The sequence below is a fragment of the Frateuria soli genome, from assembly GCF_021117385.1.
GTDB lineage: Bacteria > Pseudomonadota > Gammaproteobacteria > Xanthomonadales > Rhodanobacteraceae > Frateuria_A > Frateuria_A soli.
In genome coordinates this window covers 1656731-1672148 of sequence record NZ_CP088252.1, presented here as the reverse complement: position 1 = coordinate 1672148, position 15418 = coordinate 1656731, and the positions used below count along the sequence as shown (strand labels likewise).

General features: G+C 69.0%; 13 protein-coding genes. 5 read left to right on the top strand and 8 right to left on the bottom strand.

The features are described from left to right. Window positions 1-146 precede the first annotated feature (146 nt). The gene (locus tag LQ771_RS07620) at window positions 147-3143 is read right to left on the bottom strand and encodes an Rne/Rng family ribonuclease (protein WP_231351746.1); all 2997 of its coding nucleotides are present in this window, start codon (window positions 3141-3143) and stop codon (window positions 147-149) included. 341 nt (window positions 3144-3484) lie between these two features. On the opposite strand from LQ771_RS07620, the gene LQ771_RS07615 reads away from it, so the two are divergent. After that, the gene (locus tag LQ771_RS07615; protein ID WP_231351745.1) at window positions 3485-4501 is read left to right on the top strand and encodes an RluA family pseudouridine synthase; all 1017 of its coding nucleotides are present in this window, start codon (window positions 3485-3487) and stop codon (window positions 4499-4501) included. Here LQ771_RS07615 and LQ771_RS07610 read toward each other — a convergent pair. After that, the gene (locus LQ771_RS07610; RefSeq protein WP_231351744.1) at window positions 4455-4793 is read right to left on the bottom strand and encodes a 4a-hydroxytetrahydrobiopterin dehydratase; all 339 of its coding nucleotides are present in this window, start codon (window positions 4791-4793) and stop codon (window positions 4455-4457) included. The genes LQ771_RS07615 and LQ771_RS07610 overlap by 47 nt on opposite strands. A gap of 147 nt (window positions 4794-4940) precedes the next feature. Here LQ771_RS07610 and LQ771_RS07605 point away from each other — a divergent pair, with 147 nt between their 5' ends. Continuing rightward, the gene (locus LQ771_RS07605) at window positions 4941-5546 is read left to right on the top strand and encodes an NfuA family Fe-S biogenesis protein (protein WP_231351743.1); all 606 of its coding nucleotides are present in this window, start codon (window positions 4941-4943) and stop codon (window positions 5544-5546) included. A gap of 203 nt (window positions 5547-5749) precedes the next feature. Here LQ771_RS07605 and LQ771_RS07600 read toward each other — a convergent pair whose 3' ends face one another. From LQ771_RS07600 to LQ771_RS07575, 6 genes are all read right to left on the bottom strand, one after another. Further along, window positions 5750-6103 (bottom strand): c-type cytochrome, encoded by a 354-nt coding sequence (locus LQ771_RS07600; RefSeq protein ID WP_231351742.1) that lies wholly within the window; start codon window positions 6101-6103, stop codon window positions 5750-5752. A gap of 19 nt (window positions 6104-6122) precedes the next feature. Next, window positions 6123-6446, bottom strand: a complete 324-nt coding sequence (locus tag LQ771_RS07595) for a c-type cytochrome (RefSeq protein WP_231351741.1) — start codon at window positions 6444-6446, stop codon at window positions 6123-6125. A gap of 131 nt (window positions 6447-6577) precedes the next feature. Beyond that, window positions 6578-7804, bottom strand: coding sequence for a TraB/GumN family protein (locus tag LQ771_RS07590; RefSeq protein ID WP_231351740.1), 1227 nt, complete (start codon window positions 7802-7804; stop codon window positions 6578-6580). Window positions 7805-7882: 78 nt separating this feature from the next. Beyond that, window positions 7883-8773 carry a carbon-nitrogen hydrolase gene (locus tag LQ771_RS07585; protein WP_231351739.1) on the bottom strand — a complete coding sequence of 297 codons (891 nt, stop codon included), beginning with the start codon at window positions 8771-8773 and terminating at the stop codon, window positions 7883-7885. 93 nt (window positions 8774-8866) lie between these two features. Further along, window positions 8867-9904, bottom strand: coding sequence for an agmatine deiminase family protein (locus LQ771_RS07580; protein WP_231351738.1), 1038 nt, complete (start codon window positions 9902-9904; stop codon window positions 8867-8869). Window positions 9905-10029: 125 nt separating this feature from the next. Next, the gene (locus LQ771_RS07575) at window positions 10030-10365 is read right to left on the bottom strand and encodes a hypothetical protein (protein WP_425491331.1); all 336 of its coding nucleotides are present in this window, start codon (window positions 10363-10365) and stop codon (window positions 10030-10032) included. A gap of 143 nt (window positions 10366-10508) precedes the next feature. On the opposite strand from LQ771_RS07575, the gene LQ771_RS07570 reads away from it, so the two are divergent. From LQ771_RS07570 to recJ, 3 genes are read left to right on the top strand one after another with little or no spacing between them, the layout of a single operon-like run. Beyond that, window positions 10509-12569, top strand: coding sequence for an ABC-F family ATP-binding cassette domain-containing protein (locus LQ771_RS07570; RefSeq protein ID WP_231351737.1), 2061 nt, complete (start codon window positions 10509-10511; stop codon window positions 12567-12569). Beyond that, window positions 12566-13501 carry a phosphoglycerate mutase gene (locus tag LQ771_RS07565; protein ID WP_231351736.1) on the top strand — a complete coding sequence of 312 codons (936 nt, stop codon included), beginning with the start codon at window positions 12566-12568 and terminating at the stop codon, window positions 13499-13501. The genes LQ771_RS07570 and LQ771_RS07565 overlap by 4 nt, the downstream gene beginning before the upstream one ends. Next, a complete protein-coding gene (gene recJ, locus LQ771_RS07560; protein ID WP_231351735.1) occupies window positions 13498-15324 on the top strand; it encodes a single-stranded-DNA-specific exonuclease RecJ in 1827 nt (608 codons plus the stop codon). Before LQ771_RS07565 ends, recJ begins: the two co-directional genes overlap by 4 nt. The last annotated feature ends 94 nt before the right edge of the window (window positions 15325-15418 follow it).

Genomic DNA, 15418 nt, shown 5'->3' with positions numbered 1-15418 from the left:
CCGGGCGACCGGATGGCCGAGCACTTGCACAAGCGCACCTGTGTGCGACCGCCATGACGGGCGCAGATGCGCCGAAGCGGGAGGAATCCATGAAAAAAGCCGGACTCGCGTCCGGCTTTTTCTCATGCTTCGGCCCTGATGCCGGCTCAGCCTTGAGCCGCATCCCGAGGCGGATGCCGGTCGGGCGGTGGCGGTGCCTGCTCCTGCTCGTGCTCGTGCTCCTGCTCGTGCTCCTGCTCCTGCTCCGCTTCCGCAGGCGGGGTGATTGCCGGGCGCGTGGATGCATGGACAAGCAGGTCGCCTTGCTTGGGTAGCGTCACTGGCGTTTCGGACGGCGTTGGCTGCTGTCCGGCATCCACGCTGACCGTCGCTTCCGGTTTCTCGACAGCGGGTGCGGCGGCCTCCATCGGAGCGACCGGCGATGCCGGTGCCGGTGCCGGTGCCGGTGCCTCTGCCTGTGCGGTCCGCGGCGTTTCCGGCCTGGGATTCTCGACGGTTGCCTCGGCGTCGGGCGTCACCCGAGCCGGCGGCGATGGCTCCACCTCGGCGGCGGTCGGGATCGGCGGGAGCGGGGGCAGGTTGAATGCCGTCGGTGCCGGTGCCGGGACGACCGCTTCCGGCAGGGTGGTTTCGCTGGCCCCAGGTTCGGCTTGCGGCGCGAGCGCGGGTGAGGGCTCGGCCTGGACCTGGCGCGGTTCCGACTGCTGGCTGGCGGCTGCGGCGGCAGCCGCGGTCACCGCGGCTGCCCGGGGGCTGGGCGGGATCTGCCCGGCCTTGCCCGCAGGCGCATCGGACTCGTCACCCTCGCGATCCTCGTCATCCAGTTCATCGAGCTGGGTCGCGGGGGCGTCCTGGGCGACCGTTCCATCCTCGTGGCGGCGGCGGCGGCGACCGCCGCGACGACCACGGCGACGGCGTGGCTGGCTGCCTTCCGATTCGGGCTTGGTTTCCGGCGCCACGACGCCGCTGTCGACCTGGGCCACGACCGGGGTTTCGATTTCCTTCGCCGGTTCGATCGCCGGCGAGGCCGCGGCTACGGTTGTGGGCTGTTCCGCCTGCGGCGGACGCGGGGTGCGTTCCGGCCTCGCGGGTGCCTGCTTGCGCGGTTCCTGATTGTCGTTGCTCGCCGAAGGCGCCGGCGCCGGCTTGGGCTGGCGCACCGGCTGCTCGCGGGTCTGCTGCTGCGGCTGGCGCTGGCCGGCCTCGTTGCCGCGCTGGCGAGGGTTGTTGCTCCTGCCGGAGCCGCTCTTGGGCTGCTGCTGCGACTGGCCCTGCTCGCGGCGCGGGGTGCGCTGGGTGCCCTGGCCTTGCTGCTGCGGACGGTTCCGTTCGTCCCGGCGACCCTGGCGGGCGGCCGGCGGCGCGGCTTGCTTGCGTTCGCTGCTCTCCTGCGTGGTCGGCGCGGCGTTACCGCGGAACCAGCCGAGCAGGCGCGAGATCACGCCGCCCTGCGGGGCGGGCGCGCTGGCCGGACGCGCGCGGGACGGCGCAGGGACCGGGGCCGGAATCGGCGCCGGAGCCGGCGCTTCCTCGCGCACCGGTGCCGGGGTGGCCGGCACGATGCCGCTGACCGCCGGCTGCTCGGAGCTGCCCAGGGTCTGGCCCATCTTCGGGATCGGAGTGGCCTCGACCGCGGTCAGGCGCTCGTAGCTGGGCTTGCTGTGCTCGCCCATGTCCGCTTCGCGGATGCGCTGGATCTCGATATGCGGGGTCTCGAGCTTGTCGTCGGCGACGATGACCACGTGCACCTTGTTGCGCAGCTCGATCTCGACCACGCTGGCGCGCTTCTCGTTGAGCATGAAGTTGGCCACCGCCGACGGGGCCTGCACCAGCACCTGGCCGGTGTTGTCCTTCATGGCGTGCTCTTCGATCAGGCGCAGGGTCGAGAGGGCCAGCGATTCGATGCCGCGGATGTGGCCGTGGCCTTCGCAGCGCGGGCAGACGACCTGGGTGGCTTCGCCCAGGCTCGGGCGCAGGCGCTGGCGCGACATCTCGAGCAGGCCGAAGCGGCTGATGCGGCCGACCTGCACGCGGGCGCGATCGAACTTGAGCGCATCCTTCAGCTTTTCCTCGACCTCGCGCTGGTGGCGCGGGCTGTCCATGTCGATGAAGTCGATGACGATCAGGCCACCGGCATCGCGGATGCGCAACTGGCGGGCGATCTCGACCGCCGCCTCGCAGTTGGTGTTGAACGCGGTCTCCTCGATGTCCGAGCCCTTGGTGGCCTTGGAGGAGTTGATGTCGATCGCGGTCAGCGCTTCGGTCTGGTCGATCACGATCGAGCCGCCCGAAGGCAGGCGCACCTGGCGGTCGAACGCGCTCTCGATCTGGGTTTCGATCTGGTAGCGCGAGAAGAGCGGGGTGTCGTCCTTGTACTGCTTGAGCTTGCGCAGGGCGTTGGGCATCACCTGCTGCATGAACTCGCGCGCGTCGTTGTACAGCGACTCCTCGTCGATGAGGATCTCGCCGATGTCGTTGCGCAGGTAGTCGCGCAGGGCGCGGATGAAGAGCTTCGATTCCTGGTAGATCAGGAACGGTGCCTTCTGCTTGGCCGCGGCCTCGGAGATCGAGCGCCACAGGGTCAGCAGGTAATCCAGGTCCCACTGCAGTTCTTCGGCGTCGCGGCCCATGCCGGCGGTGCGCACGATCAGGCCGACGTCGTCGGGCACGTTCAGGTGTTCCAGCGCTTCCTTCAGCGCCTGCCGGTCCTCGCCCTCGATCCGGCGCGAGACGCCGCCGGCCTTCGGGTTGTTCGGCATCAGCACCATGTAGCGGCCGGCCAGCGAGATGAACGTGGTCAGCGCCGCGCCCTTGTTGCCGCGCTCTTCCTTCTCGACCTGGACGACCAGTTCCTGGCCTTCCTTGAGCAGCTCGCGGATGCTGGACTTGTTGGGGTTCAGGCCCGGGGTGAAGTACTGGTCGGCGATTTCCTTCAACGGCAGGAAGCCGTGGCGCTCGGCGCCGTAGTCGACGAAACAGGCTTCCAGCGATTGCTCGACGCGGGTGATGCGGCCCTTGTAGATGTTGGCCTTTTTCTGCTCGCGGGAGGGGATCTCGATATCGAGGTCGTAGAGTGTCTGGCCATCGACAATGGCCACGCGCAACTCTTCACGCTGAGTTGCGTTGATCAACATGCGCTTCATTGTAGTTTTCTTCCTTCGGCCTGGCCGCGCGTCGCGTGCCACGGTGGCGCCTAACTCAGGCTGCCTGCCGGGATCGCGCCGCTGCGGGTGGCGGCAAATAAAACCGGCATCGTCCGACACCGGGGTGATTCGTGGCACGCGCTCCTGCCGTCTCGCCACCCCCTGGCGGCGGACAACGGCATCCCGAACCGTTACGATATTCGGGAGTTTACGGCCGGCTGCCGGGGTGGCCACCGGCGCAATCCTCGCCTTTGGTCGCGGACGGGCGTCCCCGCCACGAACGAACTCGAAGGGGGACATTAAGCGCCCGCCGAGTATCCTATTACCCCAGGTTTTTTTCAATGCAGACGGTAACTTCCCATGACGCACCTCAAGGTGTGCGTCAAGTCGATATCGGCCCCGAGCGCGACGGCCAACGGATCGACAATGCCCTGGCGACCCTGCTCAAGGGCGTCCCCAAGAGCATGATCTACCGCCTGCTTCGCACCGGGCAGGTGCGTGTGAACGGCAAGCGGGCCAAGCCGGATACGCGTCTCAGTGCCGGCGATACGCTTCGTATCCCGCCGGTCCGGACCGCCGAAAGGGCCCCCGATCGCGGGCCGGCTCCCGAGCTGCTGGCCCGGGTCGCCGAAGCGGTGATTTTCGAGGACAAACACTTCCTGGTCATCGACAAGCCCTCGGGCATCGCCAGTCACGGCGGCTCGGGGGTCAGCCACGGTGCGATCGAACTGCTGCGCGCCGCCCGCCCGGAACAGCACCTGGAGCTGGTGCACCGGCTGGACCGCGACACCAGTGGCGTGCTGGTGTTTGCCAAGACCCGCGCCGGACTGACCGGGCTGCAGGCGGCGATTCGCGCGGGTCAGGTGACCAAGCAATACCTCTGTCTGATGGTCGGGCACCCGCCGAAGGCGCGCTTCGACGTCAATGCGCCACTGCTGAAATCGGTGCTCCAGGGCGGAGAACGAATGGTAAGAGTGTCCGATAACGGCAAGCCGTCGTTGACTTTTTTCCGCGAGATGGAGCAGCTCACCGGCGCCCGCCTGATGCAGGCGACGCTGGGCACGGGGCGAACCCACCAGATCCGCGTGCACGCGGCCCACATCGGCCATCCGCTGGCCGGGGACACCAAGTATGGCGACCGCGAGGCCAACAAGCGCTTCCGCGAGAAGGGCCTGCAGCGATTGTTCCTGCATGCGGCACACATGGGTTTTGAGCTGGATGGGCGCGCGTATGGCTTCTCCGCGCCGCTGCCGGATGACTTGAAGAACTTCCTCGATGTCCTTGGCGACAAAGGAAAAAGCAATCGCTGGCTCAGGCCAGCAGCGCCTCGACCCGGGCCGCGCAAACAAAATCGTTGAGCGAAAGACCGCCCACGTCGTGGGTCGACCACAGCACCTGGCAGTGCCCGTAACCGGCCTCCAGGTCAGGGTGGTGATCCTCGCGATTGGCCATGAAACCGACCGCGTTGATGAAACCCAGCGTGCGGTGGAAGTCCTCGAACTTGAAGTCCTTGACGATGGCTTTGCCGTCGTTGGCCAGTTCCCAGCCGGGCAGTTGCGCCAGCAGTTCCTGCACCTGGTCCGGTGCGATCGCGTGTTCCTTGCCCTTGCGAGGCTGGCAGTGCTGGTTGGCGAGGTCGTTGCGGTTCATTGCGGGCTCCGGCCATGGAAAAGGCGAAGCGTCCGAGTTGTGCGCCGAAAAGTCAAAAGCAGAGCGCGGCCGGACTTTTGCGCGAAACAGGACTAAAATGGTTCTGTTTTCGCCGGCCGTCCCCACCGGCGCTGGAGAGTCCGTTCGATGATCGATATTTCCGACCGCGCGCAGCAGCATTTTCGCCGCCTGCTGGCCCAGCAGGGCGACGAGCTGGGCATCCTGCTGCGCGTGACCGCCCCTGGTACGCCGGCAGCCAACTGCGAGCTGGAGTTCTGCGAGCCACGTGACCTCAGCGGAAACGAGTGGCTGGTCGAGTGCGAGGGGTTCAACTTCTACCTGGAAGGCGACAGTGCGCGCTGGCTGGATGGCGCGAGCATCGACTACGAGCCCAACAAGACCGGCGGCCAGCTCAACATCCGGGCGCCACGCATCAAGGGCGATGTCCCGGGTGTCGACGCCGGCCTGGTCGAGCGGGTCCGCTATGTCATCGAATCGGAGATCAATCCAAGGATCGCCGCGCACAGCGGCCGCGTCAGCCTGCTGGAGGTCGATGCCGAGGGCGCGGTCGTGCTGCAGTTCGGTGGCGGTTGCCACGGCTGCAGCATGGTGGACGTGACACTCAAGAACGGCGTGGAGAAGACGCTGCGGGAGCGCATTCCGGAGATCACCGCCGTGCGCGACGCGACCGACCACAGTGGCGGGCGCAATCCGTACTACAAGGAAAAGGCCGGCAGCTCGGCGATGGGGTGAGGTTCAGGCTTGCTCCCTCTTCCCTCGGGGGAGAGGGCCATGGTGAGGGCGCGGGGCTCGCGACTGGCATCAAAGCGTGGCTCTGGAAGCGTTCCCCGCCAGCCTTGACCCCCCTCGCCCCAACCCTCTCCCCGGAGGGGGAGGGGGAAACGAAAAAGGCCCGCTGGTGCGGGCCTTTTGCTTTCACCTGACTGGAGCGCGGCTTACTTGTCGCCCTGGATATGCCCGTCCAGCGTGTGCAGCTTGGTCGGCAGGCTGGAGAAGTAGGCGGCGACATCCTCGATGTCCTGGTCGGACAGGGTGGCGACGAAGCCCTTCATGATCGGATTGTTGCGACGGCCATCCTTGTACTCGTGCAGCGCCTGCTGCAGGTACAGGTTGTACTGGCCGGCCAGGCGCGGGTACTGCGGGTCGACAGCGTTGCCGTCCGCACCGTGGCAGGCGAAGCAGGCCGCGGCCTTGGTCTTGCCGTTGGCGACGTTGCCTTCGGCCAGCAGCGCGGTGGAGGACAACGCCAGCACGGCGCCGAAGAAGAGCAGGGTGAGCGCACGCTTCATGCGGGATTCCTTACGAGGCTTACTTGGCGAGGCTGGAGAGATAGGCGGCGATGTCTTCGATGTCCTGGTCGGACAGACTCTGCGCCTGCGCCATCATGGTCGGATGCGTGCGGTCGCCGGTCTTGTAGCCGTGCAGCGCGTTGATGATGTACTGCTCGTTCTGCCCGGCGATCTTCGGCACCGGATAGTCCGGGTAGGCATTGGTGTAGCCGTCGATACCGTGGCAACCGTTGCAGGTGTAGACCAGCTTGCGGCCGTTGGCCTTGTCGCCCGCGGCATGGGCGGTGCCAGCGGCGAGGAGGGCTGCGGCCACGGTCAGGCCGAGCAGTTGCAGTCGAATCATCGAGTCATTCCCACGCTTGGGGTACAAAGTCGCGGAAGTATAGTGTCTGCTTCACGCGACGGACAACTTGACGCACCGCCCTGACGCGGATCAGGTGCGCCACACCACCCCGGCAGGTACCCGGATGGGCCTCAGAACAGGCTCTTGAAGATCTGGATACCGGCGGCGTATTCGCCGATGACGGTGCCCGCGCTGACCAGGATGAAGTTGAGCAGGGTCCGCGCCACGCGGTTCTTCCACCAGCCCGTCCATTCGGCGATGTCGTCGCGCAGGCTCTCGAAGTCGGCCACCCGCGGGCGGCGGATCCAGGCCTCGGCCATGGCGCTGATGCCGCCGGCGGGAATGCCCGGGCGGAAGGGCTTGATCGGCGCGGCGACGAAGGCCGCCAGGATGCTCAGCGGATGCCCGCCTGCCGCCAAAGCGCCCAGCGCGGCGCAGCCGCCGGTGAACAGCACCCAGTTACGCAGGGCCAGCGCGCCCAGCGAGGGGTTGCGATGGAATGCGTAGGCGATCGCCGCGAACACCAGCAGCACCAGGCCCAGCGCCAGCCACTTGGGCCAGCGCGCCTTGGGCGGCAGCTTTGCCAGTTCCGCGATGCGCCGCGAGGGCGGCTCCTGCTGCTCGCGCAGCTGTGCGCACAGGCCTTTCAGGTGGCCGGCGCCGATCACCACCAGCACGCGGCGCACGGCGGGCGCACCCTGGGCCTGTTCGCGCAGGCGCGCGGCCATGTATTCGTCGCGCTCGCCGATCAGGCTGTTGTAGAGCGGCGCCGAATTCTGCGCGAACTCGCCGAAGGCGCTCTCCAGCAGGTCGCCTTCCTTGAGCTTCTCGATCTCCTTCTCGTCGACCTGCTCGCGCTCGAACACGCTGGCGACCAGTCCACCGAGCAGGCCGAAGCGCGCCCACGTGCCGACGCTGCGCCAGGCGCGCTTGAGCGTGGTGCCGACCTCGCGATCGATCAGCCAGACCGGCAGGTTGGCCCGCTCGGCGCCGTCCATCGCGGCCTTCATTTCGGCGCCCGGCTGGATGCCGTACTGGGCCGCCAGCCGCTGCTGGAAGGAGGACAGCACCAGGCTCGCCGCCACCATCCCGACCTTGCCCTGGCGGATTACCTGGAACAGGTCCATCTGCTTGAAGGCATCGGGATTGCGCATGCCTTCGGCGCGGCTGGGACAGAGCTCCACCGCGATCGCATCGAACGCCTCGTTGGCCACTAGCGCCTCGACCGCCGCCACGCTGGCACGCGAGACGTGCGCCGTGCCCAGCACCACGTACTCCACGCCGTCGCGGGTGACGCGCTCCAGCGGCTGGTCGAGCAAAGGGTCGGGCAGGGCGACGTCGGAATCGGGAAGGGGCATGCGTGGTCCGGGATGCGGGTGGTGGTCTGAGGCCCGCCTACAGGGGCGTTTCACAGGGTGGGCTTGCGCCCGCCTTTTTCAATCCCGATAGCGCCGGAGCAGGTCGCCGTACGCATCGATGCGCCGGTCGCGCAGGAACGGCCAGATCCGCCGCACGTGCTCGCTGCGCTCCAGGTCGATGTCGACCACCAGCAATTCGCGCCCGTCGGTACCCGCCCTGGCGAGGAACTCGCCCTGCGGGCCGGCCACGAAGCTGGTGCCCCAGAACTGGATGCCTGCGCCCACGCCGGACGGATCGGCCTCGTAGCCGGTGCGGTTGCAGGCCAGCAGCGGCAAGCCGTTGGCCACGGCGTGGCCGCGCTGCACGGTGACCCAGGCTTCGCGCTGGCGGTCCTTCTCGGCCTGCTCGTCGTTGGGGTCCCAGCCGATCGCGGTCGGATAGAGCAGCAACTGGGCCCCGGCCAGCGCCATCAGCCGGGCGGCTTCGGGGTACCACTGGTCCCAGCACACCAACACGCCCAGGCGGCCCACCGAGGTGTCGATCGGCTCGAAACCCATGTCGCCCGGCGTGAAGTAGAACTTCTCGTAGAACGCCGGGTCGTCCGGGATGTGCATCTTGCGGTACTTGCCGGCGATCGCCGCCGAACGGTCGAAGACCACGGCGGTGTTGTGGTAGAGCCCCGTGGCGCGCTTCTCGAAGATCGAGGCGACCACGACCAGCCCGAGCTCGGCGGCGAGCCTGCCGATGCGCTCGGTGCCAGGGCCCGGGATGGTTTCGGCCAGCTCGAACTCGTCCACGCACTCGCGCTGGCAGAAATAGGGCCCGTTGTGCAGCTCCTGCAACAGCACGAGCCGGGCGCCGGCTGTGGCGGCTTCGCGCAGGCCGGCCTCGATCGCATCGAGGTTCGCATCGCGGCTGCCGCGATTGGTTTCCTGCAGCAGCGCCACCTTGAGTGTCTTGCCGGTCATGCCTGCCTCGTGCCTTGAAAGTCCCGCGGGACAGGCAGTTTAGCGGAGCAGGCCGGCCGGGTTGTCGCCAAAGTGTTGCCGCGCGGGGTGCGTTCAGCCCAGCAAGCCGGCCGGCAGTTGCATGGTGATGCAGTGCAGGCTGCCGTTCTGCCAGATCAGCGGGCGGCACGGCACCTGCACGACCTGGCGTCCCGGGTAGGCCGCCCCGATGACGCGGGCAGCCTCCTCGTCGGCGGCATCGCCGTAGGCGGGCACCAGCACGGCGCCGTTGATCACCAGGTAGTTCGCATAAGAGGCGGCCAGCCGGCGGCCTTCGTCCAGGATCGGCTGGGGCCAGGGCAGCGGCGAAAGGCGGTACGGCTCGCCTTCGGGCGTGCGCAGCTCGGCCAGCTCGGCGGCCATGCGCTGGAGTTCCTCGTGATGCGGATCCGTCGGATCGTCGCAGGCCTGGAACACGATGCGATCGCCCGGCGCGAAGCGGGCGAGGGTGTCGATGTGGGCGTCGGTGTCGTCGCCCTCGAGGTAGCCGTGGTCCAGCCACAACACGCGCGGTGCGTGCAGGCTCTCGCGCAGGATCGTGTCCATCGCCTCGCGTGTCTGTTCGGGGTGGCGCTGGTGCAGGCAGCGCCAGGTGGTGAGCACGGTGGCGCCGCCGTCGCTCTCGATGCCGCCGCCTTCCAGCGCCCAGTCCACGCGCTCGTGCGCGGCCGGGCCGAACACGCCCGCCGCGACCAGGCCGGCGACCAGCGCGTCGTCCTGTTCGGCGCCGAACTTGCCGCCCCAGCCGGTGAAGCGGAAATCGGTCAACTGGAAGCCCTGCGCCGAGACCAGCGTGATCGGGCCCGAATCGCGCAGCCAGGTGTCGTCGTAGGGAAGCTCGACGAAGCGGATGCGCTCCAGATCCACGCCCGCGCCGCGCAGCGCGCGTTCGGCCGCTGCGCGCACGCCTTCGTCCGCGACGATCACGACCAGCGGCTGGAAGCGGGTGGCCGCGGCGGCCAGGGCGGTATAGGTCGTCTCCACCTCGGCCAGGCGCGCGGCCCAGTCGGTGCCTTCATACGGCCAGGCGATCAGCACCGCATCCTGCGGTTCCCATTCGGCTGGCAGGCGCAGGTTGGGGGAGGAGGTCATCGCGCGCTCGCTTGAAGTCTGGAAGCGGCGAAGTGTAGTTGAGCGGGTGGCACGGAGCGATGAGAGGGGAAACAAAAACGGATCCCCGCGGTCGCGGGGATCCGTTGTCGTCTGTCCGTGCGGGATTACTGCGCCGTCGCGGGATCGTGGTTGTTGCCGGCGGGCGTGTTCAGCACCGAGTGGATCACGTGGTCGTGTTCGAAGTACACGATGAAGCTGCGGTAGTCCCAGCGGTTGATGACCGGGTGCTTCCGGCTGTCGCCGCCGCGAGGTTGCAGCTTGCGCTGGGGCGCGCCGTAGCGCTTCTCCACCTGCGCCATGGTCATGCCCCGGGTGGGCAGGTTCATGCCCTGTTCCTGCTGCACGCGGTTGATCAGCAGGCTGTCGCCCGCGTGCGCGGCCATCGGTGCGCCGAACGCGATCGCGGCGAGCATCGCCAGACCGCCAGTGAGCTTGACCATGATTCCCCTCTCCGCAAAGGTCCTGTGCGGCGCCGTTGTATCAGATGTACGACAACCGCGCCACGACGATCCCCGGCGTCTGCGATGGGATAGGCATTCCAGCCCGGCTATCATGGCGGGTCGCCCGTGCACGTTTCCTTCCGATGATTGCGTTCCGCCATTTCGCCCTCCGCCGCGGCAGCCGCCTGCTGTTGTCCGACATCGATCTCACCATCCAGAGCGGTTGGCGCCTGGGCGTGATCGGTCGCAACGGCTGCGGCAAGTCCAGCCTGTTCGCCGCCCTGCAGGGACGGCTGGAATCCGATGCGGGCGAACTGGACCTGCCAGCCAGGCTGCGGCTGGCCTCGGTGGCGCAGGAGACGCCCGCGCTGCCGGACGCCGCGCTGGACTACGTGCTCGGCGGCGACGAGGAAGTCGCCGCCGCCCTGCGCGAGGAGGCCAGCGCCCAGGACCGCGGCGATGCCGAGGCGATGGCCCGCGCCCACCACCGCATCGAGGAGCTGCACGGCTACGACGCCCGCGCCCGCGCCGGCCGCCTGTTGCACGGGCTGGGCTTCGCGCCGGAAACCCACGAGCGGGCGGTAAAGGAGTTTTCCGGCGGCTGGCGCGTGCGCCTGAACCTGGCGCGGGCGCTGATGGCGCCGTCCGACCTGCTGTTGCTGGACGAGCCGACCAACCACCTGGACCTGGACGCGGTGCTGTGGCTGGAGGAATGGCTGCGCCGCTACCAGGGCACCTTGCTGGTGATCTCGCACGACCGCGAGTTCCTGGACGCGGCCACATCGCACACGCTGCACCTGCATGAGGGCGGCGCGCGACTCTACACCGGCAACTACAGTGCCTTCGAGCGCCTGCGCGCCGAACAGTTGCGCCAGCAGCAGATCGCGCACGAGCGCGAACAGACCGAACGCGCGCACCTGCAGTCGTTCGTCGACCGCTTCAAGGCCAAGGCCAGCAAGGCCAAGCAGGCGCAGTCGCGCATGAAGCGCCTGGAGAAGCTGGCCGGTACCGAAGCCGTGCGCGCCGAGCGGCCGTTCCGGTTCCAGTTCGCGGTGCCGGAGCGGTTGCCCGACTCGATGTTGCAACTGGAAGAGGTGTCGGCGGGCTACGCATCTGTGCTCCCTCTCCCCCCCGGGGAGAGGGCTGGGGTGAGGGGCGGGGCGGGCGGGGATGTCCGTTCAGAGCAGCCTTCGATGGAGTCTGACGCAAGCCTTGGCCGCTCATCCCAACCTTCTCCCCGAGGGGGAGAAGGGGCGAACGCCGCCCTTACGGGCGAGAGCTATCGTCAGGAAGCGGTCATCCTGGGGGACGTGCGCTTCAGGCTTGACGCCGGCGAGCGCATCGGCCTGCTCGGCCCCAACGGCGCCGGCAAGTCCACGCTGGTCAAGACCCTGGTCGGCGAGTTGTCGCCGCTGGCGGGCGAACGCAAGGCGCACAAGGACCTGAAGATCGGTTACTTCGCCCAGCACACGGTCGAAAGCCTGCGCGAGGGCGCGAGCCCGTTCGACCACCTGCAGGACAAGGCACCGGGCGTGGCCGCGCAGGTGCTGCGCGACTTCCTCGGCGGATGGAATTTCGCCGGCGACCGCGCGTTCGAGTCGGTCGACGGCTTCTCCGGTGGCGAGCGCGCGCGCCTGGCGCTGGCGCTGATCGCCTGGGACAAGCCCAACCTGCTCCTGCTCGACGAGCCGACCAATCACCTTGACCTGGACATGCGCGAGGCATTGGCCGACGCGCTGGCCGACTTCGACGGCGCGCTGGTACTGGTCTCGCACGATCGCCACCTGCTCGGGCTGGTCTGCGACAGCTTCTGGCGCGTGGCCGACGGTGCCGTCGAGCCGTTCGACGGCGACCTGGACGATTACGCCCGCTGGCTGCGCTCGCGTGGCGCGGCCGTAAAGAAGGCCAACGAGCCGGCGGCGCCCATCGAGTCGCCTGCCGACCGCCGTCGCGCCGCGGCCGCACAACGGGAACAGGACAAGGTTGCGAAGGCGCGGGTCAGGAAGATCGAGGCACGCGTCGCGGCGATCGATGCCGACCTGGCCGCCCTCGATGCGAAACTGGCCGACCCGGCCACCTACAACGGCCCCACCGCGGAGCTGATGAAACTCGGTCAGCGCCAGGCCGACCTGCGCCGCGAAAAGGAAGCGCTCGAAGCCGAGTGGCTCGAACTGTACGAACAACTGGAGGCCGCCAGCGCATGAGCGTGGAACTGTGGCTGCCCGCGCTCGCTCGCTTCGAGCCCGCGCATCCCTTGCGCCCCCTGCTGGCGCGTGCCGACCGTCTGGACGATGGCCCGCGGGGGTACCTGGCCGGTTTGACCGCCTGGTTCGAGGCCCCGCAACCGCTGCCCGCCGGTGCGCTCACCCGGGAACTGGCGACAGGCGATGCCGGTGACGCCCTCTGGATGTGTGCCGATCCGGCATGGGTCGAGCCGGACATGAACGGTGCACGGCTGCTCGCCTGCGGGCGGATGCAGCTCACGGCCGCGGAGGCCGCTGCGCTTGCCGAACCCCTCGCGCCGCTGTTCGGGGAACAGGGTATGCGGCTGGAGCTGACCTCTCCCGATCGCTGGCACCTGCGCCTGCCGGGGGACATGGCCGTGCCGGCGTTTCCCGCGCCGGAACAGGCGCTGGGTGAAAACCTGCTGCAACACCTGCCGCAGGGCACCGAAGGGCGTCGCTGGCGGATCCTGCAGAACGACATCCAGGTGCTGCTGCACCAGCATCCGTTGAACGCGCAACGTCGCGCCGCCGGGCAGCCACCCGTCAACAGCCTGTGGCTATGGGGGGCGGGAACGTTGCCTGCAACCGTGGCGACCCCGCTGCGGGGCGTGGTCAGTGACGACCCACTGCTGCGGGCGCTCGCCGCCAGGGCGGGCATCGAGCACCGCGTGCGCACGCCCACGCCCGGTTCGCGGGAAACGGCCGCCCCGGGCATGGCTCCGACGGACGCGGCGGCCCACTGGCTGATCGATCTCCAGGACCTTCCGGCGCAGGTGATCGCCGATGCGTGGTGGCCGATGATCCATACGCTTGCCCGCCAGCGCCCGCTGCACCTGAGCTTCGCCAGCGCCGAGCGCTGGGAACTTCGCCCGTGGCATCGCTGGCGCTTCTGGCGCGGCAACCGCGCATGAGCACGCCAACCCTGCGCCGCCGGGAGCCGGCCGGTGCTCCCGCGGGCTGGAGCGAGGCAGTCCACCCGGTACTGCGCCAGGTCTATGCGGCACGCGGCGTGCTGCATCCGGGGCAGGCCGAACACCGCTTGCGGCACCTGCTTGCGCCGCAGTCGCTGGGCGGGCTCGATCGCGCCGTGGCGCTGTTGATCGAGGCGATCGCGGGCGACTGGTCGATCGTCGTCGCCGGCGACTACGACTGTGATGGCGCGACCGGCACAGCCGTGGCCGTGCGCGGGCTGCGCCTGCTCGGCGCGCGGCGGGTGGATTACGTGATCCCCAACCGCTTCGTGCACGGCTACGGCCTGAGCCCCGCGCTGGTCGCCTCGCTCGAGCCCGCGCCGCAGTTGATCGTCACCGTCGACAACGGCGTGGCCAGCATCGCGGGCGTCGCAGCGGCCAAGGCGCGCGGCATCCGCGTGATCGTCACCGACCACCACCTGCCGGGCGAACGGTTGCCGGCCGCCGACGCGCTGGTCAATCCCAACGTGCTCGAAGTGCGCGCCTGCGGGCATGGCGAGCCGGCATGCGAAACCTGCGCCGGCGAGGCGCGCATGAACCAGGGCTTCCCCAGCCGCGCGCTCGCCGGTGTCGGCGTGATGTTCTACCTGCTGCTCGCGGTCCGGGCGAAACTCTACCCGTGCGATCGTCCTGATCGCGAAGACGGGAAAGCGGCCAGCCATGGCCGCGCGCCTCACAAGAGCGACCGGCCCGATCTTTCCTCGCTGCTGGACCTGGTCGCGCTGGGCACCGTGGCCGACCTGGTGCCGCTGGACTTCAACAACCGCGTGCTGGTCGAGGCGGGCATCCACCGCATCCGCAGCGGCCGCGCCTGCCCGGGCATCACTGCGTTGGTGGAGGCGGGCAGGCGCAGCCTGGCCGGTGTCTGCGCCAGCGACCTGGGCTACGCCGTGGGCCCGCGCCTCAACGCCGCGGGACGGCTGGAGGACATGCGGCTGGGGGTCGAATGCCTGCTGACCGACGATCCGGTGCAGGCGCGTGGGCTGGCCGAACGACTGAGCGCCATCAACCAGGAACGACGCGAGCTGCAGGAAGCGATGGTCGCCGAGGCCGAGGCGATGATCGGCGCGCTGGGGCTGGAGGGCATGGGCGAGCGCACCGGCGTGAGCCTTTACGAGCCGACCTGGCATGCGGGCGTGGTCGGGCTGGTGGCTTCCAAGCTGAAGGAGCGGCTGCACCGTCCGGTGATCGCCTTTGCACCGGCCGACGAGGATCGGCCCGGGGAGCTGCGCGGCTCCGCACGCTCCATCGCCGGCTTCCACGTGCGCGACGCCCTGGCCGCGATCGATGCGCGCCTGCCCGGGCTGATCGAGCGTTTCGGCGGCCATGCCATGGCCGCGGGCCTGAGCCTGAAGGCCGCCGATTACCCGCGCTTCGCCGAGGCCTTCGACGCCATCGCGCGCGAGTGGCTGGACGAGGAACGCCTGCAAGCCGTGCTCTACACCGACGGCGAACTGCCGCCGGGCAACTTCACGCTGGACCTCGCGCGCCAGTTGCGCGACGGCGGACCGTGGGGACAGGGTTTTCCCGAACCGCTGTTCGACAACCTGTTCGAGTGCGCGCAATGGCGCCTGATGGGCGAGCGGCACTGGCGCCTGAGCCTGCGCGATCCGCGCGACGGCGCCGTGCACGAGGCGGTGATGTTCAACGTGCGCGCTTCCGCGCCGCCGCCGCGACTGCGGGCGGTGTACGAGCTGACGATCAACGAGTGGCAGGGACGCGAGAGTGCACGGCTGCTGGTGCGTCACGTCGAACCGGCCTGAAGCAAGTTCTCGGCAGGGGCCCGCTTGCGGGTGATGCGCCGGGCCGGATTCCGAAAAACATCGCCCGCAATCAGGTCTCCTGCAGGGGCGCCGG

Coding starts and splice junctions, on each gene's coding strand:
- LQ771_RS07580 (WP_231351738.1), bottom strand. CDS start 9,904: ATGACCTCCTCCCCCAACCTGCGCCTGCCAGCCGAATGGGAACCGCAG.
- LQ771_RS07585 (WP_231351739.1), bottom strand. CDS start 8,773: ATGACCGGCAAGACACTCAAGGTGGCGCTGCTGCAGGAAACCAATCGC.
- LQ771_RS07590 (WP_231351740.1), bottom strand. CDS start 7,804: ATGCCCCTTCCCGATTCCGACGTCGCCCTGCCCGACCCTTTGCTCGAC.
- recJ (WP_231351735.1), top strand. CDS start 13,498: ATGAGCACGCCAACCCTGCGCCGCCGGGAGCCGGCCGGTGCTCCCGCG.
- LQ771_RS07595 (WP_231351741.1), bottom strand. CDS start 6,446: ATGATTCGACTGCAACTGCTCGGCCTGACCGTGGCCGCAGCCCTCCTC.
- LQ771_RS07620 (WP_231351746.1), bottom strand. CDS start 3,143: ATGAAGCGCATGTTGATCAACGCAACTCAGCGTGAAGAGTTGCGCGTG.
- LQ771_RS07565 (WP_231351736.1), top strand. CDS start 12,566: ATGAGCGTGGAACTGTGGCTGCCCGCGCTCGCTCGCTTCGAGCCCGCG.
- LQ771_RS07600 (WP_231351742.1), bottom strand. CDS start 6,103: ATGAAGCGTGCGCTCACCCTGCTCTTCTTCGGCGCCGTGCTGGCGTTG.
- LQ771_RS07570 (WP_231351737.1), top strand. CDS start 10,509: ATGATTGCGTTCCGCCATTTCGCCCTCCGCCGCGGCAGCCGCCTGCTG.
- LQ771_RS07605 (WP_231351743.1), top strand. CDS start 4,941: ATGATCGATATTTCCGACCGCGCGCAGCAGCATTTTCGCCGCCTGCTG.
- LQ771_RS07615 (WP_231351745.1), top strand. CDS start 3,485: ATGCAGACGGTAACTTCCCATGACGCACCTCAAGGTGTGCGTCAAGTC.
- LQ771_RS07610 (WP_231351744.1), bottom strand. CDS start 4,793: ATGAACCGCAACGACCTCGCCAACCAGCACTGCCAGCCTCGCAAGGGC.
- LQ771_RS07575 (WP_425491331.1), bottom strand. CDS start 10,365: ATGGTCAAGCTCACTGGCGGTCTGGCGATGCTCGCCGCGATCGCGTTC.